Source organism: Congregibacter sp., from assembly GCF_047617445.1.
Classification (GTDB): Bacteria; Pseudomonadota; Gammaproteobacteria; order Pseudomonadales; family Halieaceae; genus Congregibacter.
In genome coordinates this window covers 1-24457 of the sequence record NZ_JBLGBE010000009.1, presented here as the reverse complement: position 1 = coordinate 24457, position 24457 = coordinate 1, and the positions used below count along the sequence as shown (strand labels likewise).

22 protein-coding genes are annotated in these 24457 nt (G+C 54.4%); 11 read left to right on the top strand and 11 right to left on the bottom strand.

Features of this window, described 5'->3' with window-relative positions; all coding sequences use genetic code 11:
- Positions 1 to 237 precede the first annotated feature (237 nt).
- Entirely contained in the window at positions 238 to 768 is a 531-nt protein-coding gene (locus ACI9KD_RS03975) for a cupin domain-containing protein (protein WP_414979860.1), read from the bottom strand.
- Here ACI9KD_RS03975 and ACI9KD_RS03970 point away from each other — a divergent pair.
- Positions 767 to 901, top strand: coding sequence for a hypothetical protein (locus ACI9KD_RS03970; RefSeq protein ID WP_414979859.1), 135 nt, complete (start codon positions 767 to 769; stop codon positions 899 to 901). The two genes, ACI9KD_RS03975 and ACI9KD_RS03970, sit on opposite strands and share 2 nt — an antisense overlap.
- On the opposite strand, the gene puuE is transcribed toward ACI9KD_RS03970, so the two are convergent.
- On the bottom strand, positions 895 to 1812 hold the full coding sequence (puuE, locus tag ACI9KD_RS03965) for an allantoinase PuuE (RefSeq protein ID WP_414979858.1): 918 nt from the start codon (positions 1810 to 1812) through the stop codon (positions 895 to 897). The two genes, ACI9KD_RS03970 and puuE, sit on opposite strands and share 7 nt — an antisense overlap.
- A gap of 320 nt (positions 1813 to 2132) precedes the next feature.
- On the opposite strand from puuE, the gene ACI9KD_RS03960 reads away from it, so the two are divergent.
- The 5 genes from ACI9KD_RS03960 (at position 2133) to ACI9KD_RS03940 (ending at position 9276) form a co-directional block, all read left to right on the top strand.
- On the top strand, positions 2133 to 3626 hold the full coding sequence (locus tag ACI9KD_RS03960) for an adenosine deaminase family protein (protein ID WP_414979857.1): 1494 nt from the start codon (positions 2133 to 2135) through the stop codon (positions 3624 to 3626).
- A 45-nt stretch (positions 3627 to 3671) separates the two neighbouring features.
- The gene (locus ACI9KD_RS03955) at positions 3672 to 4775 is read left to right on the top strand and encodes a purine nucleoside permease (protein ID WP_414979856.1); all 1104 of its coding nucleotides are present in this window, start codon (positions 3672 to 3674) and stop codon (positions 4773 to 4775) included.
- 176 nt (positions 4776 to 4951) lie between these two features.
- Positions 4952 to 7081, top strand: a complete 2130-nt coding sequence (locus ACI9KD_RS03950; RefSeq protein ID WP_414979855.1) for a nucleoside hydrolase — start codon at positions 4952 to 4954, stop codon at positions 7079 to 7081.
- Positions 7074 to 8105: an adenosine deaminase gene (locus tag ACI9KD_RS03945; protein ID WP_414979854.1), complete on the top strand. Its 1032-nt coding sequence runs from the start codon at positions 7074 to 7076 to the stop codon at positions 8103 to 8105. Before ACI9KD_RS03950 ends, ACI9KD_RS03945 begins: the two co-directional genes overlap by 8 nt.
- Entirely contained in the window at positions 8068 to 9276 is a 1209-nt protein-coding gene (locus ACI9KD_RS03940; protein ID WP_414979853.1) for an MFS transporter, read from the top strand. Before ACI9KD_RS03945 ends, ACI9KD_RS03940 begins: the two co-directional genes overlap by 38 nt.
- 27 nt (positions 9277 to 9303) lie before the next feature.
- Here ACI9KD_RS03940 and ACI9KD_RS03935 read toward each other — a convergent pair whose 3' ends face one another.
- Positions 9304 to 10140: a DUF547 domain-containing protein gene (locus ACI9KD_RS03935; RefSeq protein WP_414979852.1), complete on the bottom strand. Its 837-nt coding sequence runs from the start codon at positions 10138 to 10140 to the stop codon at positions 9304 to 9306.
- 260 nt (positions 10141 to 10400) lie between these two features.
- On the opposite strand from ACI9KD_RS03935, the gene ACI9KD_RS03930 reads away from it, so the two are divergent.
- Positions 10401 to 11303 (top strand): isopenicillin N synthase family dioxygenase, encoded by a 903-nt coding sequence (locus ACI9KD_RS03930; RefSeq protein WP_414979851.1) that lies wholly within the window; start codon positions 10401 to 10403, stop codon positions 11301 to 11303.
- Positions 11296 to 12483, top strand: coding sequence for a hypothetical protein (locus ACI9KD_RS03925; RefSeq protein WP_414979850.1), 1188 nt, complete (start codon positions 11296 to 11298; stop codon positions 12481 to 12483). Before ACI9KD_RS03930 ends, ACI9KD_RS03925 begins: the two co-directional genes overlap by 8 nt.
- A gap of 20 nt (positions 12484 to 12503) precedes the next feature.
- Here ACI9KD_RS03925 and ACI9KD_RS03920 read toward each other — a convergent pair whose 3' ends face one another.
- The 3 genes from ACI9KD_RS03920 to ACI9KD_RS03910 form a co-directional block, all read right to left on the bottom strand.
- A complete protein-coding gene (locus ACI9KD_RS03920; protein WP_414979849.1) occupies positions 12504 to 13970 on the bottom strand; it encodes an amidase family protein in 1467 nt (488 codons plus the stop codon).
- Between the two features lie 100 nt (positions 13971 to 14070).
- Positions 14071 to 14754 carry a hypothetical protein gene (locus ACI9KD_RS03915; protein ID WP_414979848.1) on the bottom strand — a complete coding sequence of 228 codons (684 nt, stop codon included), beginning with the start codon at positions 14752 to 14754 and terminating at the stop codon, positions 14071 to 14073.
- 9 nt (positions 14755 to 14763) lie between these two features.
- Positions 14764 to 15591 (bottom strand): SDR family oxidoreductase, encoded by an 828-nt coding sequence (locus tag ACI9KD_RS03910; RefSeq protein ID WP_414979847.1) that lies wholly within the window; start codon positions 15589 to 15591, stop codon positions 14764 to 14766.
- A gap of 191 nt (positions 15592 to 15782) precedes the next feature.
- On the opposite strand from ACI9KD_RS03910, the gene ACI9KD_RS03905 reads away from it, so the two are divergent.
- On the top strand, positions 15783 to 16211 hold the full coding sequence (locus tag ACI9KD_RS03905; RefSeq protein WP_414979846.1) for a CBS domain-containing protein: 429 nt from the start codon (positions 15783 to 15785) through the stop codon (positions 16209 to 16211).
- 360 nt (positions 16212 to 16571) lie between these two features.
- Here ACI9KD_RS03905 and ACI9KD_RS03900 read toward each other — a convergent pair whose 3' ends face one another.
- Entirely contained in the window at positions 16572 to 17336 is a 765-nt protein-coding gene (locus ACI9KD_RS03900) for an anti-sigma factor family protein (protein WP_414979845.1), read from the bottom strand.
- Between the two features lie 47 nt (positions 17337 to 17383).
- Positions 17384 to 17896 carry an RNA polymerase sigma factor gene (locus tag ACI9KD_RS03895; protein WP_414979844.1) on the bottom strand — a complete coding sequence of 171 codons (513 nt, stop codon included), beginning with the start codon at positions 17894 to 17896 and terminating at the stop codon, positions 17384 to 17386.
- A 164-nt stretch (positions 17897 to 18060) separates the two neighbouring features.
- Between ACI9KD_RS03895 and ACI9KD_RS03890 the strand changes: the two genes are divergently transcribed.
- Complete coding sequence (locus ACI9KD_RS03890) at positions 18061 to 19938, top strand: S8 family serine peptidase (RefSeq protein ID WP_414979843.1); 1878 nt, start codon at positions 18061 to 18063, stop codon at positions 19936 to 19938.
- A 57-nt stretch (positions 19939 to 19995) separates the two neighbouring features.
- Here ACI9KD_RS03890 and ACI9KD_RS03885 read toward each other — a convergent pair whose 3' ends face one another.
- Positions 19996 to 20838: a surface lipoprotein assembly modifier gene (locus tag ACI9KD_RS03885; protein ID WP_414979842.1), complete on the bottom strand. Its 843-nt coding sequence runs from the start codon at positions 20836 to 20838 to the stop codon at positions 19996 to 19998.
- A 238-nt stretch (positions 20839 to 21076) separates the two neighbouring features.
- Between ACI9KD_RS03885 and ACI9KD_RS03880 the strand changes: the two genes are divergently transcribed.
- Positions 21077 to 21349, top strand: coding sequence for a DUF3144 domain-containing protein (locus tag ACI9KD_RS03880; protein ID WP_414979841.1), 273 nt, complete (start codon positions 21077 to 21079; stop codon positions 21347 to 21349).
- A 7-nt stretch (positions 21350 to 21356) separates the two neighbouring features.
- Here ACI9KD_RS03880 and ACI9KD_RS03875 read toward each other — a convergent pair whose 3' ends face one another.
- A complete protein-coding gene (locus tag ACI9KD_RS03875) occupies positions 21357 to 23729 on the bottom strand; it encodes a putative bifunctional diguanylate cyclase/phosphodiesterase (protein WP_414979840.1) in 2373 nt (790 codons plus the stop codon).
- 226 nt (positions 23730 to 23955) lie between these two features.
- Positions 23956 to 24457, bottom strand: a 502-nt coding sequence (locus ACI9KD_RS03870) for an EAL domain-containing protein (RefSeq protein WP_414979839.1), incomplete at its 5' end; no start/stop codon positions are given.

Genomic DNA, 24457 nt, shown 5'->3' with positions numbered 1-24457 from the left:
CAATGGTTTTACATACTTAGGCACTGCTCCGAACAGAGGTGCAGGATTGATGCCAATTCACGGGCTATTCAGTAGTAAAAAAATCGTTATATTTATCAGGAGCTTATGTCACCCGCAGGCAACACCAAAACAGCATTTGAGCCTGTTTGGCGCTCACGTTCTCGGTACGCCGAGCGATTATGCACCGCGATGGTGCGCCGGTAAGTCTGGGTCGTCAATTATTGAATCCGCGGATTATTACCGCTCTGGTGCTGGCTCTCTGCTCAGAGCTTCGATGTAGCTGCGGTGCTGGGGGAACTCTGCAAGTAGTTCCGAGGTGATGCCAAGCTTCATATCCCGGTAGTCAAACCCCGGGCTGACCGCTTCGCTGATCAGGCCATAACTCTGCGCGCCTTGGAGATTGAGCCGCGAGGCTTTCCAGACGCCGCCGGCAACTGTGAGTTGCAAATGATGACCCTGGCGCGGGTCAGGCCCCATGATGACTGTTTGCAGTTCCCCGTCGGGATGAATCAAGACATATTCGATAGGGTCGCCCAGATGAAAGTAGTGAACGATGTTGGACCGATTGCGGTGGAAATGTCCTACCGGCCCGCCGGACGTGAGTAAGTAGTAGATAGAGGTCATGCGGAAGCGCTCGCCGTCCTCGGTGTGTACCCGGGGTTGATCACTGGCCTCGTAAGTACGCCGATAATACCCACCCTCAACATGTCCCTCAAGGCCCAGGCTTTGGATGAGTTCGTCGGCACTCGGTTGAGTTGCTTCAGCCATGAGGCGCGAGCTTTCTAAGGATAGCAGCAACACTGCCAGCATAGAGAGTATTCGCACTCCCGACGATCTGGCAGACGCTGCTGAGATTGTTGGCGTGGTGGTAGCCGGATTCATTGTCTGGCGTCCTCATTGAGGGTTGGGGTGGTAGTGCTCGTGCCAGTGACGCGCTATATCTACCCGGCGACACAACCAGGCATCGTCGTGCTGCTGGACGTAGTCCAGGAAGCGCTGGAGCGCTAGAAACCGTCCGGGACGCCCTACCAGTCTGCAGTGCAGGCCAATATTCATCAACTTTGGCTGCTCACATCCCTCTGCATACAGCACGTCAAAAGTATCGCGCAGGTAGCGATAAAACTGGTCTCCTTCAGCAAAGCCCTGGGCGCTCGAAAAGCGCATGTCGTTGCTGTCCAGTGTGTAGGGAATGATGAGATGGGCGCCGCTAGGTGTGTCTATCCAGTAGGGTAAATCATCAGCGTAGGAATCCGAGTCGTAGAGAAAGCCGTCGTGCTCTAAAAGCAGTGTTCGCGTATTGGGGCTGTCGCGGCCTGTGTACCAGCCAAGAGGTCGCTCACCGGTGAGTTCTGTGTGCCATTCAATGGCCCTTTGCATGTGCTCACGCTCGACATCGACGGGGGTCTCCTGGTAGTTGATCCAGCGAAGGCCATGGCAGGCAATCTCCCAGTGCGCAGCGCGCATGGCCGCTAGGGCTTCAGGGTTTCTGGCCAGCGCCATGGTGACACCAAACACCGTGATCGGAACCTTGCGCTCAGTGAAAAGCCGATACAGCCGCCAGAAACCGGCGCGGCTGCCGTATTCGTAGAGTGACTCCATGCTCATATGACGGTCAGGGAAAGCCCCGGGATTGAACATTTCCGACAGAAAGACTTCGGAGAGGGGGTCTCCGTGGAGTACCGAGTTCTCGCCACCTTCTTCATAGTTGACGACAAACTGAACGGCGATGCGTTTGCCATCAGGGAGCGCGAACTTGGGTGGGTGCTGACCGTAGCCGCGCATGTCTCGGGGGTAGGGTGATGTGGGTTCCACGGGCTCTTCCGGTACCAGATAGAACTGCAAGCATGCATCGGCAGTGCTAGCTCAGCAAGTATCAGTGCGTGCTTTGCGCCAACGACCGTAGCCTCTTACGCACGGCACTGTTTTAGGGCTATATTTGCACCAATTGGGTGCACCTCTTTTCGGATTTACCGCGGTTGTTCAATTTCATAGCCCCAGAGTGCTCGCCTAGACTGTTTCGGCGCTTAGATTTGGGGACGGGGAGCGTGGCACTGAACTTGCGTTGCCCAATGGATAAAACTCGCGGATGATGCCGTGCTTTACCGATTGATGAGAGTTAGGGAGTTATGCGTTTGACAGCGATTCAGAGGCTTATGTCGGTGATCTGCCGCATGTCGCAACGCGGCCGGCTCTTCCGCCTGCTCAACATTATCCTAATGTTGGTGGCTACAGGGACAGCGCAGGCTGCTGTGCCTCCGCCGTCGGACAGCGTCGCCACCTGGTTTGAGGCTTTCAAGCGTGAAGCGAGTGATGAAGAGCTTTATCGCTTTCTTTACGCTATGCCCAAGGGAGGCGATCTACACAATCATCTTTCTGGTTCAATCCTCTCTGAATGGTTTTTTGATCTGGCACTCGCTCAGGGCGAGCGTGGTTACCACTATTACACGCGGGTAAAAATCAATAACTGCCGGGCATTTGGGGGCAACGCCTTTGTTGAAAACCCGTACCTGCTGCTTTTTACCAACATTCAGGAGAGCGCTTACACAGCCCTTAGTGCTTGCGAGAAAGAGGAGTACCTTCCTCTGAATGAGCTGAACGTAAATCAAAAGGACGCTTGGCTGGACAGCTTGAGATTGGACAAAGCGCATGAAGGTCGTGAGGAGTTTTTTCAGACCCACTGGCAGCGTATGGGGGACTTGTATCTGAACCCCTATCTTGCGGCAGATGCTCTGGTGCGCAATATGCAGGCTTTTGGCGCTGAGGGACTGATGTACATGGAGAGCATGATCGGGGTTCTTGGCTTCATTGACGCTGAGGGCCAGCAGATCTCTCCCGATGACGTTGCGGACATTTACCGATCTCGACTCCGAGACGAAGACGCGCTCGCCACCGGTGTTGAAGTGCGGCTACAGGTCACTATCCTGCGTTTTTTGCCGACGGCAGAGGATGACCTTCGCTATTTGTATGACTTTGTTAGTCGCCATAACGACGTGTTTGTAGCAGTGAACATGGTGGGCCGTGAGGATAATGACAAAGGTTATCCCCTGAGGTTTCTTGACACCCTTAGAGATCTGCGACGGTCCTACAACAACGTGCGCCTCTCGATTCACGCCGGCGAGGTTGATGAGCCTAATAGCCATGTCCGCGATACTTTATTGCTCGGTGCGGATCGCATTGGGCATGGCGTTAACTTAATCAGCGACCCGGATACCATGCGCCTCATGCGCAGTGGCCCGTATCTGGTGGAAATCAACTTGGTATCCAATCTGCTGCTTCAGTACGTCAACGACTATAGTGAGCATCCGTTCCCAGAGTATTTGCGCACGGGTATACCCGTCGCCTTGTCCACAGACGATAGAGGGATGTGGGACAGTAATCTTACGGATGAGTTTTTTGTTGCCGTCAAAGCGTTCAACTTAAGCTGGGAGGAGTTGCTGCTGCTCAGTCGTAATTCCATTGCGCACGGATTTTTGCCTGAACCAACGAAAGCCCGCCTACTGACTCGCTTCGCCACGCGGATTGATGATTTTGCGCGACAGATTGCAGCACGACCCTCGGCAGCTTTGTCTCCTGAGGCCCAGAGCTATGGCTTTATTTGCGACCGTTACCAACTCTGTGAGTGGTAAAGTCAAAATCGCCTTAATTTTTGAATGATCACTGAGAGGATTCCCATGCGAATTAAACTCGTCTTGTTTTGTCTGCCCATGCTGAGTGTGCTGCTCAGCGCTTGTGGTGCAGAGTCGCCAACTGCGGTCGTTGCTGCTTCGGACGTTGCTGAACAACCCATTCCCGTGAAGGTGGTAGTGGTGACCATGTTTGAAATCGGTGAGGACAGCGGTGACCAGGCTGCAGAATTCCAACTCTGGAATGAACGTCGTAATCTGGATCAGGTGTTTGAGTTTGGCGCGCATCACGATCTGCATTTTGACAGTGAAAACGGTGTGATGGTGATGGTCACCGGCATTGGTACCGCAAAATCTACGGCCTCGGTAATGATGCTCGGCATGGATCCACGCTTTGACCTCAGCAAGGCCTACTGGCTCGTTGCAGGGATCGCGGGTGTGGACCCTGAAGATGCATCCATTGGCAGTGCTGCCTGGGCGGAGTATTTGGTGGACGGAGATCTGGCCCACGAGATTGACCCCAGGGAGATGCCTGAAGACTGGAAGTACGGCTATATTGCGCGCAACACGAAAAAGCCCTTTGATGAGAACAAACCGGAGCCCACCGGTGAGATGTTTCGAACGAATCCAGCGCTCACTGAATGGGCTTTTCAGTTGACCAAGGATATAGAACTACCGGACTTTGAGTCTCTGGATGAAACTCGCGCGCTATATACCGAGCACCCTAACGCCCAAAGACCGCCGTTCGTACTTAAGGGCGATCACCTCGCAGCCATGACCTTCTGGCACGGCACAATGATGAATGATTGGGCGAATGACTGGGTGGATTACTGGAGCGAGGGTAAAGGTAATTTTGTGACTTCGGCGATGGAAGACACGGGCACCATGCAATCTCTGACTTGGCTGACCAACGCCGGTCGCGCGGACCGCGATCGACTCATGGTGCTACGCACAGGGAGCAACTACACCCTGCCTCCACCCGGTGTCGATGCAGCCACTAATTTGCTGTCTGAGAATGAGGGTTATGCGGGTCTGGATGCATCGCTGGAGTCGGCGTACGTCGTCGGTTCAAGAGTCATCGATACTTTGGTCGCAGGCTGGGATGTATACCGGGATCGCACACCGACGGTCGAAGATATTATTGCTCCCTAAGGTTTAGCAGCGCGGCGTGACGACCAGTCTACTGATCTTGCTCCCGGTGCTGCTGGGAGCTGGTTGCCTAGCGTAGCCAGCCTCTGAGCTCTTTGCGGACTTTCCGCTCTTGGTTCGACTGCCTATGCTGTTGCGACGGTTTTTTTGTGCTGAATTTTACGACTGAGGTTCACAGAATGTTTGACGCCCATTTCCGAGTATTTTTCGTCCGCGCCATTGTGACACCGTTCTTGCTGCTGTTGGGCTTGTTAGCGCAGCCGGTCTGGGCTGCCGAGCGGCTGCCAGTCAAGGTGGTTGTGCTGAGTATGTTTGAGAACGGCGAACCTATCGGAGACAAGCCCGGAGAGCTGCAACTGTGGCTGGAGCGCAATCCGGGTCTTAAGGAAATGCCTTTTGCGTTGGGTGAGTACTCCCTGTACTACGGCGACAACGGATTGTTGCTTGCCTGTCTCGGTGGTGGTATCCCCAATGCTACGGCATCGACCATGGCCCTGGGTCTGGATGAGCGCTTTGATCTTAGTAAGGCTTATTGGTTGATCGCCGGTATCGCCGGCGGGGATCCCGAGGATCTGTCTTTGGGATCAGCCGCCTGGGCGAGTGCGGTGGTTGACGGTGATCTTGTTTACGAGATCGACGCCAGGGAGATTCCCGATACCTGGCCTTACGGATTTATTCCCTTGGGCGCCACAGAGCCAGCAGATGGCCCTCAGGATGTGTCGACAGGTTGGACCTTGGATACCATTAGTTTTGAGCTGGATAAGGGACTCACCGAGTGGGCCTATCAGCTGACTCGTAACACAGCACTGATGGATACTCCGGCTATGCAGACGTTTCGCGCAGAGTTTGATGGCTATCCTTTGGCGCAGCGGCCGCCCTTCGTGACCAGGGGTGACACTTTGTCGGCGAGCACCTATTGGCATGGTGAAAAGCTCAATGAGTGGGCTAACGACTGGTTACGGGTGTATGCCGGTGAGTCTGCAGAGTTTATGACCTCGAATATGGAAGATACGGGAACACTCACGGCGCTACATCGCTTGGGACGCATTGATCGCGTAGACCCGCAGCGGGTGTTGGTTTTGCGCACGGCAAGTAACTACACCATGCCTCCCAAAGGGCGCAGCGCGGCCTGGAGCACTACCGCCGATTACCCTGATGGCGGACTTGGAGCGCTGGAGACGGCTCAGCGAGTAGGGCAGCCCGTGGTAGATGCGGTAATCGAAAACTGGGCGACCTACCGTGATGAACTGCCTAAAGTCGAAGCCCGGATTCCTGTGGTGTTCGATACGGATATGGCGATCGATGACTGGGCGGCATTGCTGTTTTTGGCGCGGCATCCGCGCATCGATCTCCTGGCGGTCACCGTTGCAGCAAGCGGTGAAGCACACTGCGAGCCCGGAGCGCGTAACGCGCTTGCTTTGTTAGATTTGGTGGATCCGCACAACCAAGTGCCTGTGTCCTGCGGTGACGCCTATCCCATGGACGGCTACTTCGTGTTTCCTGTGCCTTGGCAAAAAGACATGGACACACTGTCCGGCGTAGCTATCACGCCCAGTGTGCGTGAGCCTGATTCCCGACAGGGTGTTGAGTTGTTGCACGACATCGTTGCTGCGGCGACTGCGCCGGTCACTATTCTCGCGACCGGCCCACTAACCAATATTGCGCAGTGGCTAGAGCGTTATCCCAAGGACAGCAGCAAGACAGATCGTCTGGTAGTTATGGGGGGTGCGCTGGATGCTCCCGGTAACATCATCGTGCCTGGCTTCACTGACGATAATCCCAATACGCAGGCCGAGTGGAATATTTATGTGGATGCCCTGGCCGCTGACGAGGTTCTGCGTTCGGATCTTGCGATTGAGCTAGTGGGTCTGGACGTTACAAATCATGTCAAGGTCACCACAGAGTTTGCTGCGCAGTTCAAGCAGCGAGTAGACAACCCGGCCGCCGCATTCTGGGATGCAGTCCTGGATGCGAATCAATGGTTCATTGATTCTGGTGAGTACTACTTTTGGGATGTACTGGCAGCACTGGCTGTTATTGATCGCGAGCGATTTTGTCAGGGCGATATGCTGGGGCTGGCGGTAACGTATGAGGAAACGGATCAGCCCTGGTGGGCCACCTCTGATAAGGCCATGCCCAGCGCTTCGTCCATGGGCACGCCCCGGCGTCACTTTGCAGCGAAAAGTGCCGGTGTCATCGAGGAGCGAGACGGGCCCAAAAACACCTTGTTCTGTCGCGACACGGATCCGGAAGCGGCTTTTGGCTTGTTCATAGATACTTTGACCAGTGGGGATACAGTAAGTGACTGAGCAACATTTTGGCCCGGTAACCCAGTGGCTTTCAGGGATGCCAAAAGCGGAGCTCCATCTGCATATTGATGGAAGCCTGCGCGCTCCCCGGTTACTGCAACTCGCTGCTAAGCACAGCGTGTCGCTTCCTTATAGCTCGGTGGCAGAAGTTGAGGCTGCTTACGACTTCAGTGACTTGCAGAGTTTCCTGGATCTCTATTATCTCGGTGCTTCGGTGTTGCGCGACCAAGAGGACTTTTATCTGCTGATGAAGGATTACCTCGAGGTGTGCCGGGTCCAGAATATTGTGCACTGCGAAATTATGGTGGAGCCGCAGACATACCTACCGCAGGGCGTAGAGCTGGCTGTGGTGCTGGAGGGCTTTGATCGGGCCATTGCTGAGGCGAAGTCTGATTGGGGGCAGTCCGTGGGTTTGATCCTCAGTTTCCTACGACACTTACCGGAAGCGGATTGTATTGCGATGCTCAAAGCTGCAGATCCTTATCGAGAGCATTTTTGCGCCATCGGTTTGGCGAGTGCCGAGCGGGATTTTCCGCCGGCGAACTTCCAAGCGCTGTACCGCGAAGCGGCAGAGCGAGGCTACGCGCTCACTGCCCATGCGGGAGAAGAGGGGCCGCCCAGCTTTATTCGCGATGCGCAGCAACTCTTGTCGGTTACTCGCATTGATCACGGTGTGCGTGCTGTAGAAGACGAGGATTTACTGAATCAACTCGCAGCGGACCGGGTGCCCCTTACCGTCTGCCCGTTGTCGAATGTACGTCTTTGCGTATACGAGAACATGTCGGAACATCGTATTTTCGATCTCCTAGATCGCGGATTGTGTGTCACGGTGAGCTCCGATGATCCTGCGTATTTCGGTGGTGATTTACTCGAGAACTTTGCAGCGCTGGAATCAGATTTGGCGATGACAAAAGATCAGGCTTTGTTGCTGGTGCGGAACTCCTTCGAAGCGGCATTTCTGCCCATTGCAGAGAAGATCGCCCTCGATGACCGACTTCAGGATTACCTTGCGCGCAACCCCTGAGTCTCGCAGTTTTCGCGCCATCGGTGTTGCAGCACTACTTGTCTGCTGCACTGTGTTGGGACTGGCAGGTACCGACCTTGTGCTTCCGGCAGTGCCTGGTTTGCCCGATTCGCTCGGTGGAACGATAGCCCAGGCACAGTTTGTCCTGGCGACGTTTGCTGCCGGCGTTGGTGTGGGTTTGCTTCTGTTTGGGGAGCTGGGCTCGGTTCTCGATCATCGCAGGATGCTCGCGACCTCACTTCTGGCTTACGCACTGCTATCGGCGGCTGCAGCAGTTGCTGATAGCCTTGAGCTTCTTATCGCGCTGCGGTTTCTGCAGGGCGTTGCGGCCTCCTGTGCGGCAGTGGTGACTCCGGGTATGGTGCGGGCACTGTTTGACGAACAAGGCGCTCTGCGGGCGCTAGGAGCGCTGGGCAGCATTGAGTCTCTGGCACCGGCGATTGCGCCGATTATTGGTGTGTGGTTATTGAGCGCCTATGGTTGGTCCGCGTCATTCTGGGTAACGGCAGTGCTCGCACTGTTGCTCAGCATGCTGGTGGCTCTGTCAAAAGCCTATATTCCGACCGTATCTGGCAACCCATCCCGATTTGGCTACTGGGTGCTTCTTCGAAGCCCCGTGTTTCAGCGCTACGCGCTCAGCCAGGGCTTTAGTCTGGGTTCTTTGCTCGCGTTCGTGTTTGCTATGCCCACAGTGTTTGTTATTGCCTTTGAGGGCGAAATCCGTCAGTTCATTGTGATGCAGCTTCTGGGAATATCGACCTACATCGTTGCGGCGAACCTCTCCAGTCGGCTTGTGCAGCGTTTTGGTGCGGAGGCCACAATCTATGGAGGAAGTGTTCTGGCGCTGTTGGGGAGCGTTGGAATGCTAGCCTATGGTCTCTTCGGCGGTAGTGAGCCTTGGGTGATTTGGATGTTGTTTTTGCCCTTCAATATGGGGTTTGGGTTCCGCGGGCCACCGAGTTTTTATCGTTCGCTGCAGGCTTCAGAGGGCGATGACGCTCGCGCATCCGCATTGGTGATCTTGTATGTGATGCTGATTACCGCCGCCGCCACAGCATTGATTTCACCTTTTGTTGCAAACGGTCTATGGCCTGCAGCGCTTGCGGCGACCCTCCTGGGCGCTGTATCACTGCTGATACTACCCTTGCTGCCGCGGCTAGCTGAGAGCTAGCACACGATAAGGTGTTTGGACGCGTTCTTATTGCCGGTCGTTCAGACGCCAATCGTAGTCAAGGAACGCCAGGTCAATGTCACCCTCACTGAGCGCCTTGTTCTGAGTCGGTGTGAGCATTAGTGAGTCTCCGTAACGGCTCAAAAAGTGATGTAGTGAATCGATGCCTCGCCAGCCTTGCTCGAAGTCGTCCCGGTACCACTTAAAGATAGATGAGACTCCCAGTTCGTCGCCCTGCAAACGATTGCGACTCGGGTCGGCGAGAAAGCTTTGCGTCTGTTCCTCAAGCTGCAAGTCGATATTATTGCCGTCATAGGCTTCCTGGCGCAACGCCGGGCAACCGATGCTTGCGCAGTTCACCGCAAAGTGAATTCTCGGGTCGTCAAAGCGGCCGGGAGCGCGGATCATGCCATGCTCAATATCGTCCAGGCTCACCGTGTCGCCGAGAAATGGAATGAAGGACTGCTTCCAGGGAGAACGGAGGATGCTGCCAAGATCGCGTATAGACTCAAGTCCCGGCCAATTGTTGAGAATCAAGGCCACAGTCCAGGCGTTATAGGCATTGATCAGAAGTGCGAGCTGCACATCCTTTGGCTGCGAAAGAAGCGTCGCTTCGCTGAAGTCAGAAAGATCATTCAAATAGCTGTCGAGAAGTTCTCGACGCTGGGCAAAGCAGTCGTAGTCTGCCGCGGTGCTGTAGCCATCAGTTGTTTTAACAACACAGGCTTTTAGCAAAACATTCCAGCTTTTATGCGAGAACTGGCTGCTCGCCGCGATGGATGTCGTAGTAAACCCCAGCAAAAGACAGCAGGCGAGGAGGACGACGGTGCTTGCACGCGTGCTTTCCGATTTGCTCTTCGCCAAAAGTGTTGTCCTTGAATTGCCGTATTTACGTCTTGTCACATTAAATTCCATTAGCCAAATCTACCTTTCCTGGTTGCTCTTTTGGTCTCCCATAGCATCTTTGGTTCAAAACCTCCTGTGGAGATGCACAAGCGCCGTTCCCACTGTACTGCGCCGGCTACCGGTGAGGAAGTGTCCGTTAGCTTGTTGCCTTAATTGCGACGGTTCAGAGACTGTGCCATCGTGAGCGACCTTGTTGATGAGGCCCGTTGGGAGTCATTGTGGAAGTACCTGTCGTGGATTGTGATCAGGTGATTCGGTCTGATCTGGAAGTTGCTCGAGATATCGATTCAGCGCTACGTAACGTCGGTTTTATGGCGGCACGAAATCTCGGTGTTTCTCCCGAACGGATTATGGATGTGTTCAGTACGGCGCAGAGCTTCTTTCATTTGCCGGTGCAGGCAAAGCAGCATTGCGCCTACGAGGCAGCCATGGAGAACTTTGGTTATCAGGGTTTAGGTCAGGAGAGCCTGGATCCCAGTCGCCCCGGTGACTTGAAAGAAACGTTTACTATGCGCAACCTTCTTGCTGACCGCGTAACGGCAGAACGATGGCCCAATGTCGAGTTTCGTCAATCTGTGTCAGCGTTTTACCAAGATGCTTTGTCTGCAGCGCAGCGGCTCCAGAGGCTCCTCGCCTTAGCGCTGGACGTCCCTGGGGATTATTTTGTAAAACAGCACAGTGGTGAAAACATCACTCTGCGGTTGTTGCACTATCCGACAGTCACCGCTGATACGGTTAATCCTGAACAGATGGGTGCCGGTGCGCACACAGACTACGGCATGCTGACCCTGCTGTTTCAAGACGCTGTTGGGGGCTTGCAGGTGCAGTCAGAAGATGGTGCCTGGCATGATGTGCCGCCACGCCCGGATGCGATTGTTATTAACTCCGGTGACTTGCTAGAGCGTTGGAGCAACGGACGTTATCGCTCGACCTGTCATCGCGTACTCCCCCGAGAGCAACCTGCAGAGCGCTATTCGATCGCGCTGTTTGTGGATCCGGACAGTGACACGGTGGTGGAAGCCTTGCCCTCCTGTATCGAGGTTGGTGCGGGTGCACTGTATCCCCCGATCACCGCAGGTGAGCATGTACAGGCAAAAATAGAAGCCACTCACCGTGCCTGAGGAGTTCCCTGGGGCCGCGGTATCTCCCGGGTTGTTTTCACATCCTGGTCTTCTCGTGGCAGGTGCAGCAGCTTTTGGTATGTCGACGCTATTCAGTGCCTTACAGCCCGTGTTGCTCACCCGACTACTGGAGGAAACTACCTGGGATGCCGCCATGGCCGGGGTCGTCGTTGCGGCGCCGTTTTTGGGTATTGCTCTCTCATCCTTGTTGTTTTTTATGCGTCCCCCGCGGGCATCCCTAAGAAAGCTGGCCTTGGTGTTTGGCGGCGCCCTCGTGCTCTTGGAGTTATTGAGCGCCTACCTGTTTGAGTATCGGTTGCTCTTGTTGGGTTTTCAGTTTGTGGCCGGCTTTTGTGTCGGGGCTCTCATGGCAGCTACGTCGCGCCTGGTAGCGGTGAGTGATGATCCGGATCAAAGCTTCGGATTCATAGATATGTCTGCGGTGATTTTGATGTCGGCCATGGTCGTTGGAGCGGGTGCCGCTGTTGCGGCCGCAGGTGTGATGGGCGGATACGGTTTTGCGGCACTCGTGGCTCTTCTTTATGCATCAGCCATCGCCAGCTATCGAGAGAGCCCTTCGCTGATGGCTCACCACGATCATCAGCCAGAGCCTCTGGATGTCAGTGTTCGATCTCTGGCCGTGATTGCTATGGGTATCTTGTTCGTGACCAGCAGCGGTCTGGGCTTTGCCTTTATGTTTAGTTTTGCCGCGCGTTTGGGTCTTGGCTACGAGCAAGCGGGCTCCAAGATTGGACTATTGCTCTTGGCGTCAGCATTGGCTTGCCAGCTCGGCGGGTGGTGCAGTGCTCGCTTTGGTCCCCGCTTCCCTTTGCTCGGGGCTTTTGTTGCCTGCGCCGTCGGGTGGTGGATTGTCGTCCATGCGCAAAGTCCTGCAATGTTCTTCGTAGGTCTGGTGCCGGCTGTGTTCTCGCTGCAGTTTAATTTCCCTATTTTGCTCGCGCTCTCGGGTTCCTTGGACGCCCATGGACGCTGGGCGGGTATTGCAGCTCCCCTTATCACCAGTGGTTTTGCCTGGGCTGCCATATTATCGGGACAGGTGGTTCAGTATCGAGGGCTGGAGGCGCTGGCAGGTGTCACAGCGGTCGGCATGTTGCTGTGCGCTGCATTACTGTGGCCAGCAACGTCGTCGACACAGACGCCCGTTAGCACTGCAGCATGATCTCCATAGCAAGTTTGGTGTCAGCGTTGTGCGTGCGCTGTTTCCAGCTGCGCCGCAATAGCCGCCAGTTTGTGATCTTGCCAACGCTCTCCGATCAGGGATATCCCCAGCGGTAAGTGTGCGACTTTCCCCAGGGGCACAGTAATGTGCGGATTGCCGGCGACGGCGGCTTGTCCGGCCATGCCCGGGCCAAAGTTTGCATCGCCATTTACCCAGTCAATCATCCAGGCCGGACCTTCGGTTATCCCGACAATAGCGTCCAGCTGGTGCTCGGCAAACAGTCGATCCAGGCCGTCTTCACGCATGGCTTTTTGTGTGGCTAGGCGTTTTTGACGATAGTCCTCTTCGGTGTCTGCGAGATTCTGGGACTTGAGAAAAATGGATTGGTCGAAATGGCGAAGCTCCTGGGTGGCATGTTCTTCGTTAAAGGCGATGAGCGATGCAAGCGTCATGTTGCTGAGCGCATTAGGTAGCTGAGCGAGATAGGCGTTGAGATCGCGACGAAATTCGTAAAGCAGAACATCATAAGAGTCTTGCCCATAGCCTTCATAGGGCTCTATATCTAGTCCAGGGACCAGTAAAGCACCGTTATCTTTGAGTGTTTCTAGTACGGTATCGAGCTCTGTATCACGCCGGGGGTCAAAGCCCTGGGTCCGTGAGAACACTCCGATTTTTAACCCCTTCAGACTGGAGACCGCATCCAAACTAATGAGGCCCTGGCGTATAGCTTTGCCGTCTTGCGCAGTATCGCTGCTGATTACCGCCAGCGTACGTGCAGCGAGGCTCACGCTGTTGGCGATAGGGCCAGCAGTGTCTTGAGTGCTCGCCAGCGGCACTATCCCTGAGCCGTCTACAAGGCCCTGGGTGGGTTTGAAGCCTACAACGCCGTTGATCGATGCGGGGCAGACAATGGACCCCGACGTTTCGGTGCCGATGGCGACATCGACGTAGCCCAGGGCTACTGCAACCGCGGAACCGGAACTTGAGCCACAGGGTGTACGTTCGGGGTCGTGTGCATTACGTGTCTGACCACCAACGCCGCTCCATCCCGAACTTGAGAACTCTGATCGGAAGTTTGCCCACTCGCTTAAATTGGTCTTGCCTAAAATGACCGCGCCAGCGCGTCTAAGCTTTGCTACCAGTGGCGCGTCGCGGCCCGTGTTGTTGTCTGCAAGTGCCAACGAGCCGGCCGTTGTAGGTAGGCCTTTGGATTCAATATTGTCTTTTAGAAGTATCGGTTCGCCATGCAGCGGCCCCGGAGCCTTGCGCTGAAGATCGAGCACACGAGCCACGTTGGTGGCGTCTGGATCGATGGCAATGACCGCATGGTATTGCTGATCACGCTGCTCGATATCGGCAATCGCGGCCGCAATGCGAGTCTGGACTGGTCCATACTCTACTGCGCCGGTAGAGCTATTCGTAAACATGAGTAGTGTGAGTCCGCTGGCAATAATGCCGCGTCGCAAAGTAGTTTGAAGTCGAATCATGGTTCGTGGCTAATCCCTGGCAAAGTGTCTGTTTGGCTCCGTCTTTGTATTTGTATGGAGCGTTGTCTGAAGTCACTGTAATCCCCTGATACAAGAATACTCAAATCGGCAGGGGAATGAATACCGAACTGGCTGTGTGCACGACCTTGGTAACACGGCGGTCGCCAGCATCGCCCGCTATCCGCGCCATCATGTCCTGTAGCGCGATGAGTTTTCCGAATATGCGTTCAAAGCTGAGGTTGTCGGTTTTTCCCCGGTATTCGCTGGAAATCAGGAATGGCTCTCCGCTGCCCTGGCGGTTGTTTTTCAGGCGCCAAAGCAAGATTTCAATGTTGCGGGCGCTGGTACTAAGCGCCTCGGAATCCAGAGAGTCGAAGAGGAACGACTCAGTGTTGTACCCGTAGGCGCGACGCAGCATACCCCCAAGCCCCACAATCACGGCAAAAACCCGATCCCCCGCGAAGTCATCCTGAAACACCAGTTCGAGTGCGGCTATTTCCTGAGCGTAAGAGAGCTCCCGAAAAGAAAGCGTCCCGGGGGTGTCTCGCAGCTGGTCCAAGCGAGCGTCGACCGTGTTAAGGGAGCCACGTAGAAGCTGATCTGGATTGCGGGCGTAGAATTTACTCATAAGCTCTCGAACAAGCAGCCGCGTTTCTGTGATGAACTCGTCGGTGACAAGATCAATGTCTGACTTTGCGAGATTCTTGACTTCATAGCGGGCACAGCCGCCCAGGAGAGATCCCAGGAGGAGGGCGGCAAAGTGCCGGCGACTTACAAGAGCCATAGCTCTGTATTAGGTGGCTTGGCGGAGTTGTGCTGCCATTTTCTCCAGCGCCTGAAATGCGGCAATGGGGTTTTCGCGCTTGAGTTGCAATAGACCCATCTCCGGACCACTGCCCACAGCGATTTCCGGATCACCGTTTTCAAAGCCGGCGATAATTACATCCGCACAATCGTCAACACTCATGCCGCCGGCTATGTCATCGTCCGTGGTGCCGGTTGGTTTACCGTCACCTGCTAACGCGTTTTTAGAGACATTGGTTTGGATGAAACCTGGCGTAATGGTTGTGACCTGCAGGCCATCTGCGGCGACTTCTGTGCGAAGGGAGTCAAAGAAGCCCATAACCGCATGCTTGGCGGCACAGTATCCGGTCCTTAGGGGTGCCCCGACCTTGCCCGCAACACTTGCAGTCACCGAGAGGTGGCCCACTCCTCGGGCCACCATGGCGGGGAGAACGGCTTGGGTGAGAGCAATTTGCCCCAACACATTGATGTCCATCATCTGTCGGTAGACCTCGAAATCCGTGTCTACGCAAAACGATCGCTGCGACACGCCAGCATTGTTAACAAGCAAGTCGATCTGTCCAAACTGTGCCAGCACCTGTTGTGCAGCCGGCTCCATAGCATCATGTTGGGAAACGTCTAAGGGCAAGACCAGAACGTCACCTGCACCTGCATCACGGCAGAGTGTTGCTACGCGTTGTAGCTCCGACTCGTTGCGTGCAGAGAGTACAAGAAGGCTGCCACGAGCCGCCATTCGCAAAGCGAGTGCTTCACCAATACCCGACGATGCACCGGTGATCCATACGACTTTGCCATTGAATTGTATGCCTGAATACATGAGTTTTTGCTCTCCGAAGAATACTGGGTCCAAGCTTAACGCGAAACTGAATCAGCTGAATCAGCTGAATCAGCTGTATCGTTGTGTTGAGCGTGGACGTGCACAATGCCAAGAGGTAAGTTAGCCATTCGAGTTGATCTTTCAACCGGGCTAATCTAACTGACATCCTGAAAACACAAGAGTCCCTCGCTATGTCAACACCCAATACCATCAAAGACTGCATGCGCCGCAATCCGCTAACGATTAACTGTAATTCGAACCTCGTTCAGGCTGTGGAGACGTTGGTGGAGTACAAACTTACCGGCGTAACTGTCGTAGACGACGACGGCAACCCCGTAGGCGTGCTCTCAGAGATTGATTGCATCAAGTCGGTGTTGAACGCGATTTACAATGAGGGCGATCCAGAGCACGCGTTGGTCCAAGACGCCATGACACGCAGTATCGTGAGTTGTACCCCAGGTGATTCGATTGTTGAGGTGGCTGCAGACATGCTGGCTACTCGACAGCGTCGTCGTCCGGTGATCGAGAATGGCCGTCTGGTGGGGCAGGTGAGTTCCAGCAACGTGTTGTGGGCTCTTATGGAAAATTCCCGTCGCCGCGTTCACCCAAAAGGTTCTTAAGAAAAAAAGTAAAGAAATCGGGAATAAACCCGGTGCCGTCAGCGTCATCATGTCAGTAGTGGAGTGAAACACCCCATTCGAGGTGGTGCCGACGAGTATATTGGGAGCGATAGTGATCCAGCATAGGAACGCATCGCGACTCTCGGCACCAGCCTCACACCCCTCCAGTTTGTAGTTAGACCTTTCTTACTTACGCTTCTTCAAAAATCCATTGCTTACTTTCGGGCACACAGGGTTAGCCGCCGTGCGAGTGTTTCTATGCCCGAATTTTGCGGGCTTGTGTGCGCGTGTGGGAGCAGCTAAATATTAGGCCTACTTAGCTCCCACAGGCCCGTGGGCGTGGAAACTGCGAGGGGACGGTTACTTCTGCCAGCGGCTATTGATAAGGGCGCTTTCGGCATCTCGGCCGAGCGCTATATCGCCGGCGTGCTGGCTGATGAAGCTTGCTACGGGAGCTGAATCATTGGCACCGGCAGGGCGGTAAGCGTCTGTAGGCTCTAGGTATGATTCCAGACCCGCTGCTTGAGTGATCCAGTTATCCTGTTCGCGACAGGCGACTGCTCTCCAATCGGAGTCGCCACCTCGCAGAAGATACTCTCGACACCAACGACCATCTTCATGAGGAAAGCTCAACACGGGCTGAATTTTTCGCCCATCTTTCAATGCGGCCCAACCATCACCGGAAGGAAGCTCGTCGAGTGCAGCGGTCACGAGAGCATCGTTCCCGGGCAAGCTGTTTTGTGGTGATTGGCCTAGATCCGTCAACAGAGTGAGGGCAATGGCTCCGACAAAGGAGGCTGCCAACGTGTACATCCAAACGGGCGTTGCACTGGCGGCTGGAGCTTGAGTGTGTCCTGGAAAGGCAAGCACCGTCGCACTTGGGAGGGCGTCAACATCAGCCGTCGGTTCTTGTAGAAGCGACTTGACGGCTTCGGGAATGTAGTCACGCTCGGCAAGAGCGTCCCGTAGGCGTTGGTTGAGTTCCTGCATTCGCAGCAGCCCTGCTTGAAGAGCAACTTCGCTGTGCAGCCTCGTCTCAAGCTCCCGGGACAATACCGGTGCGAGTTCGCCGTCAAGGTACTGCGATAACAGTTCAATGTCCTGGTCACTCAATACCTGATTCATGCCTGTGCCCTTCATACTTTATGTTCACCCATATCTTTTTCGCACGGCTACTCTAACGCCGGTAGTAGTTGCTTTCTCGCCCGGGCAATTCGACTCATGATGGTGCCTATGGGCACCTCTAAAATCTCTGCTGCTTCGGCATAACTTCTGCCCTCGACTGCTACCAGCGTCAGGGCCATTCTCTGTTCTTCGGGCAATTTCGCCATTGCCTCGTTTACCGCCGCCAGACTTCGCTCGCCGGCAGACTGTGTTTCTGCAGAAGGCGATAGATCTCGTGCTTCGCCTGTCTGCGTGACTGTGTTCGCGTGTCGGGTGCGAACTTCTCTGGACCGCAACTCATCGATCCATAGGTTCTTGCATACCCGATACGCCCAGCGTGCAGTGTGTGCATCATCGGGAATGCCTCGCTCCAGCAGGCGCTCAACCGTGCACTGAAGTAAGTCGTCAGCGTCGGCGTCGCTGCCTGTCAGAGACAGGCAGAACCTTTTGAGGCCTTTAAGCTCCGCCATAAGCTCCTGGCGTTGCCGTTTGCCGAGTTGTCTATCACTGAGCGACGTCATTCATTCCCTGTTAGAATCTAAGACGCTTGCGAAGGCACTTTTATTCCCTTTTTTTTATATGGAACTAAAAGGTGCTTGAGATCGTTAGTATAAGGAAGCGGGAGTCTGGCATACAGAGATGCTGTGCTATTAACGTAATTTCTTCCCAAAGCATTGGTAACGCTATGAACTTATTGAATATTATTGCACACCGTAACGTCGCCGAGGTCTCGAATATGGGCCGTCGGGCCGACGCCACACACCAGACTGGGAATTTTCCGGGTTATTTCGCCTCGAACTTGATGACGATTTTTTCTGGTATTTGTGGCGCGCTGCTGCTGGCAAGCTCCCTGAACGTTTCCGCGCAGCTACCTGTGGGCGGCTTTTTGGGTGCGGATCCGGCGGAGCAGGAGATCGATGAGCGGGTAGAGCAGCAACTGGAAAAGCGTGTCGAAGACAATGTCGAAGAAAACATTGAGAACGTTGTCGAAATAGCGACCGAGCTGAATATTCAGGAAAACATCGAAGATAATATTGAAGAGACAATTGAGCAGACCGTTGATGCCTCTGTCGAGGGCACGATCGATGATGCGGTAGCACAAACGGTAGAAGAGCGCTTAGAAGAGTCTGTTGAGTCTTCTGTCGAAATTGGCGTGGCCGAGGCCGTTGAGTCCTCCGTGGAAGATGGCGTGGAGGCTAGTGTCGAGGAAGTCGTCGCCGAGACCGTAGAAGAGAGCGTTGAGGAGGCGGTGGAGAGCGAGCTCGTTGCTAGTGTTGAAGCCTCGATAGAGGAGTCTGTTGCTGACTCGGTAGAAGCGGTGCTTGAAGAAACTGTGGCGGACGCCGTGGCAGGCGATGTTGAGGACAGTGTTGAAAGCTCTCTTGAAGCCGCGTTGGAGTCATCTGTTGAAGACGATGTAGAGCAGCGAGTCGTTTTAGCAATAGAAAACCGCCTGGAAACAGAAATAGACGAGATTCTGGATGACCTTGAAAGTGATCTTGAGGTTGATGAACGCCGAATTCTAAAAGAGCAGTGGCTAGTAATGGCCGAGCCTGCGGTCTTTGAAGAGCTGACCTCACAGGGATATCTGTTCGACACCGTCACGGAGTTGCCCGGACTGGGGCTTAGACTTGCCGAGGTTGCAGCGCCATCCACGTTTGATATCACTCAGATTCGCGATGGAGTTCTGGATGTCGTGGGTAAAGATCGAGCGGAAGTCGATCTCAATCACATATACACCGCGGGCGTGCCGGAGATGGCCTCAGGTGCTGGCGTGATGCCTCGAGCTGCCATGGTGTTTCCCTCCGATCTCGATACGTTGGATCTTCGCGTGGGCATGATTGATAGCCGAGTGGATACAGAGCACCCGGCTTTGGTTAATTCCAATATTCACACCCGGTCTTTCGCGAGACCCGGTGCTGAGGCCCCGGAGTTTCATGGGACTGCAATAGCGTCAATTATTGCTGCGAATTCTCCGGAGTATCGAGGCCTCGCACCCATGGCTGAGGTGTACGCTGCGTCGGTGTTTGAGCTGGACGCTAAGCGTGGCGAAATAGCCAGTACGGTCAGTCTGATCCGAGCGCTTGATTGGCTGATTTCCTCGGGCGTTGACGTGATTAATATCAGCCTGGCGGGACCGCCCAATCGATTGCTTGAGAGGGCTCTGGATCGTGCTAGTTCGCAGGATATGGTGGTCATGGCCGCTGCGGGGAATGGCGGGCCGGTGGCGCGGCCTATGTATCCCGCTGCTTATGACAGTGTCGTAGCAGTCACGGCAGTTGATTCAGCACAGCAGGTGTTCCGTCTTGCGAATCGCGGGGACTATCTCGCTCTGGCAGCACCGGGTGTGGATTTACGCCACGCGCAGTCTGGAGGAGGCTATGCCGCGTCCTCTGGCACCTCGTTTGCGGTGCCCTTTGCCGTTACGGCGGCGGCACGTTTAAGTCGACTGAGTCCTAAGTCAGACATCATCACGATGTTGCTTGAAAGCGCCATGGATCTTGGTCCCCCTGGGCGAGATACGATCTACGGTTACGGGCTACTGACCTTAGGCAGTCTTTGATTAACTGAGCTTTTTCTGGACTGTTCGGGGCTTGGCTGAGGCGACCGCGCCAAGGGTTCACCAGGTATATTGCAACCGTGTTCCGAAAATGGTTTGGGTGAAATCTGCCCGGGGCAGGTTGGAGATGTAATCTCCGTAACTCAGATACCATTGCCAGGTGAACTTTTGGGTAAGGGGTATCTCAAGATCCAGCTTTAAGCGCATGCGGTCATCCGTGCGAGGCTCCCCAATAGTGGGTTCCGCCGAATTGTAGTTGCGTACCTCATATCGTAATGCCGCCTCGAGTTTTACTTTTCTCTCCATCAAATCAACGCGTCTGATGTAGCGCAGTTTTAGTGAGTGCGCATCAAAGTCGAGCTCATCGGCGACGGCATCCTCATCCCGGTAACGATAGCCTAGATTAAAATAGCTCCGCAGTCCGCGGTGAAAGAAGTAAAGGTCCAGCTCTCCGGTTTGGGTCTCGGCATCACGTTGGGCGCGGTTATCGATCTCACGCTCGGAGTACACATAGGCCCCCCGTGCAAACCAGCGACGAGACAAGAACCCCGACAAAGATGGCGATATGCGGATATATTTTAGGAAGGCTTCGCCATCGAGCTGCGAATCAATATAGTAGGCTGACAGCGACGCGTTACTGCTTCCCACGTCGGTGCTAATGTCTGCGCCGACAATATGCGTCAGACGATCCACCGCGGAAAACTCCTGGTAGCTGCTTTTGCTGACGTCGTAGTTCAGGGAGGCTTCGGTACGCTCACTAAAAGTGCGCTTTACGCCCAGCTCCAGATCAATGATCGTGGCGTAGTCACTCTGGCCACTGGAGAGATCAACCTCATCAACGGAGACATTAGTATCGTATTCTCCCCCCACACCGACTTCGGCGCGCCAGCGGGTTTTGCTCACACTATCGTCTGATTCCTGGGCGACAGCAGGCGACGTCACGAGCAAGCAAAGAATTGCTAGTGAGGCGCAAGCTTGTCGAGGGGCAGTTAGGAACACGGATGAGCTCTGGGTGACAGTAGGGGGCGCAGCCTAATCAAAGGCTGCCTGCGGCTCAAGACTGCCGTTTAGCGGCTGTCTGTGTTTACGATCCAATGGTAAACTCCAATAGCTTTATCATCGTAATATTTAAGGAATATCTGTGAGCGACGATCAAACACAGCAACACGACGACTGCATGCAGCGTTTTATCGATTTGGCCAATGAGATGAAGGACGAAGGAGTTCCGATTAACGTTGTGTCCTGGTCTTTGATGACGGCATCGGGCATTTATTCTACCTACTCGGTAACGGGAAACAGCGGCGGCTTGAATCCTTCAGGTATTGATAAGGTCGTTGACGCCTATAAGCAGAACTTGACAAATATTCAGGCATTGAAAGAGGCTGAGGACGAGCAGACAAAAGCGAGTAACTGAGGCTTTTTCAAGCCTTCTCGAACTTAAAGCCAGCTTCTTCGTCGCTGTTACTGCTACTGCTACTGCGATTTAGCAGCTCTAGCTGACGAGTGAAGTGCTGCGGCGCAAGCAATTCCCGAAGACGGGCCACTGGAACGGGTTGGCTAAACAAGAAGCCCTGAATGATATCTGCGTCCTGGTCGCGAAAGAATTCGAGTTCTTCCATGCGCTCGACGCCTTCGACGACCAGTTCTAAGCCCAAGCTTTTGGCCATAGCAATGATCGCTCGTACGAGCTCAACGTTCTGCTTGCCTTTTGCTAGCCCCAAAACGAAGCTGCGGTCTATCTTGAGCTCGTCCAGCGGGAAGCGAGTGAGGTAGCTAAGGGATGAATATCCTGTCCCAAAATCATCGATAGACAGTCGTACGCCCAAGTCCTTCAGGTTTTGCACCATGCTGACGATGCTTTCCTGATTACTGACCATAATCCCTTCAGTAAGCTCTATCTCCAGAGATTGTGGTGGTAATCCGGACTCTTGCAGCACTGACTGAACGGTGCCTACAAATTCGCCGTTAAACTGTAAAGCGGATACGTTGACGGATACTTTTGGAAGGGTGTGCCCGGTCTCTCGGAGTTCGACTAGATCAGCACAGGCTTTGCGCAAGACCCACTCGCCTACGTCTTCGATGAGCCCTAACTCTTCGGCGATAGGAATCCACTTGAAGGGAGGTATAAGTCCCTGGTCGGGATGATTCCAGCGTACCAAAGATTCCGCGCCTGTTACTTCGCCGGTGCGGGCATTTACCTGGGGCTGATAATGCAGAAGCAGTTGATCCAACTCAACGGCACGACGTAGATCATTTTCAAGCTGCAGGCGCTCGCGGTTCGCGCTTTCCATGGTGTTGTCATAAATAACGATGCGGTTTCGGCCGCGTTTCTTTGCAGTGACCATTGCTGTATCAGCTGCACGCAGCAGTGTTTCAGCAGTTTCTGCGTGATCCGGCGCGAGCGCGATGCCAATGCTGGATGTGACGATTATCTCCTGATGATCGACAAAGTAAGGCTTTGCCACGGAGGAGGAGAGACGCTCCGCTACCCGCTTCGCCATATGGATGTTCTCGACTTGGTTGAGCACCACGGTGAATTCGTCACCCCCAAGTCGGGAGAGGTCCATGAGTGAGTTCTCCTCATCAGATCGACGATGAAGCACATCACTGTCTCGTACTCCGGCGGCCAGACGTTTCGAGATCTCCCTAAGTAAGCTATCTCCAGCAGTCGAACCCAAAGATTCGTTAATGCGTTTAAAGTTGTCGATATCTACATGCAAGAGGCCTACGTTTTGGTTGCCGCGCCGGGCAAGGCGCAGTAATAGCGTCAGCTGCTCGGTGAAAAGTTTTCTATTGGGGAGCGAGGTCAGATTGTCGAAGTACGCCGCATGTCGCAGTTTGCCGCGAGTCTCTGTGACCTTCAGCTCCGCGCTATCTAGTTCTTCCTTGCGACGGCTCAGCTGCGCTGTACGTTCCTCGACCTTCATGCTGAGCATTTTTCGGTCAGTATCCATTTGCTGGGTATAGGTGTGTAAGCCGGTGATGATGCCGTTGAGGACTTCGGCAATGTCCCGAATTTCGCCACTGCCCCGAATTCGCAGCGGCTCACTTTGTTTCCCCGACGCGATATCGTCGGCGACGCTGGCCAGCATCCCTAGGGGTGCGGTAATACGCCGCGTAATGATGCGCGTGAGGAGCCAGAACAAAAACACTACCGCGAGGCCGATGCCAGCTGACAAAGCTACTGTAGGCAGGGTGAGGCTCCAGAGAACCGTGCTGCTGATGTCGACGCCTATATAGGCCGTAACGTAAACGCTACTCACCAATTCTGGATAGACGAGTGCTGCGGCAAAATCTTCGCGACCGAGGTTCTTCTTGGTCGGGTCAACTACGGACACGATCGGGAGTGTTACTGATGTGGTTTGCTCGCCGAAACTCAGAGTACTAAGTAATTCAAGCCCATCAGGTACCGAGCCACCGGCGAGCGTGACAATGCCGCGGTCTAAAGGGGATAAGCTTTTGCGCAGCTGTGAGAAGCGGGGTAGTTGATCGTTCTGGACCCAGGGTTGTCTCTGTTCGCCGACCACGCCACCGTCAGTGTCGTAAAGAATGACTCGCTTCACCGCCGGAGAGAGATTGAGGAACTCGTCCAGCGTGTTCTGTACGTCGGCCGGCTCTCGGTAGTACGCGGTCAGTTGAAGATGCGGCTGGCTGCCCACAAGGCTGGTCGCCGCTAGAAACAGCGCGTCGCGCTGGTAGCTGTAGTCTCGCTGTCCAACAAAGAGAGTGAGCATGAGACCCGCAAGAACAGCCAGTAGCGCTATCAAAGCGTTGATTTTACTTGCGATACTCATCAGCGGAGCTGCGCTCCGTTTACGTTTTTATAGTTCATAGCGAACCCCAGTTCCCGGGACAGTTTTTAGGGGTTGTCGACTTATCGAAAGCCGCAATCTGCGGTAACGAATCGATCAACAGAAATAAAATCACTCATCGTCTAGCGGTCCCTGCGCTCGTGACAATGCTATACATAGACGCTATCACGCATCTGAAGTGGTGACTAGACTGATATCGATAGCAAAACTACTGCTGCTTTGCCTGGGTTCGAGCGTTTTGGTATTGCAGAAGAGCTGTTGGACTAATTGGCTTCGAGAAAAAGCACCCCCGGCGCAGATAACAGCAATCTTTGACGAGCATTGCACGTTGCTCTTCAGTTTCTACGCCTTCTGCGATGACCTCCAGGTTCGGGGCATTAGCTAAAGCAATGATAGTTTGTGCGATTGCTCGGCCATCGGGGTCCACGACGATGTTACATGCAAACGAAGCATCGATTTTGAGACGGCTTAGTGGGTACTGCTGCAAATACGCCAGTGAGGAGTCGCCCCTGCCAAAATCATCAATAGAACTGGCGATACCCAATTTACGAAAAGCCTGCATCGCCTGCGCAGCCAGAATTGGCTCGCCGAGCAACACGCTTTCGGTAATCTCCAGCTCCAAATGGCTGCCGCTGCAGTCTGGGATGTTAGCAAGCATGTAGTCTCGCGATGCGCATAGTGTGAATCCTGCGCCGCCATCGAGCTTAGCG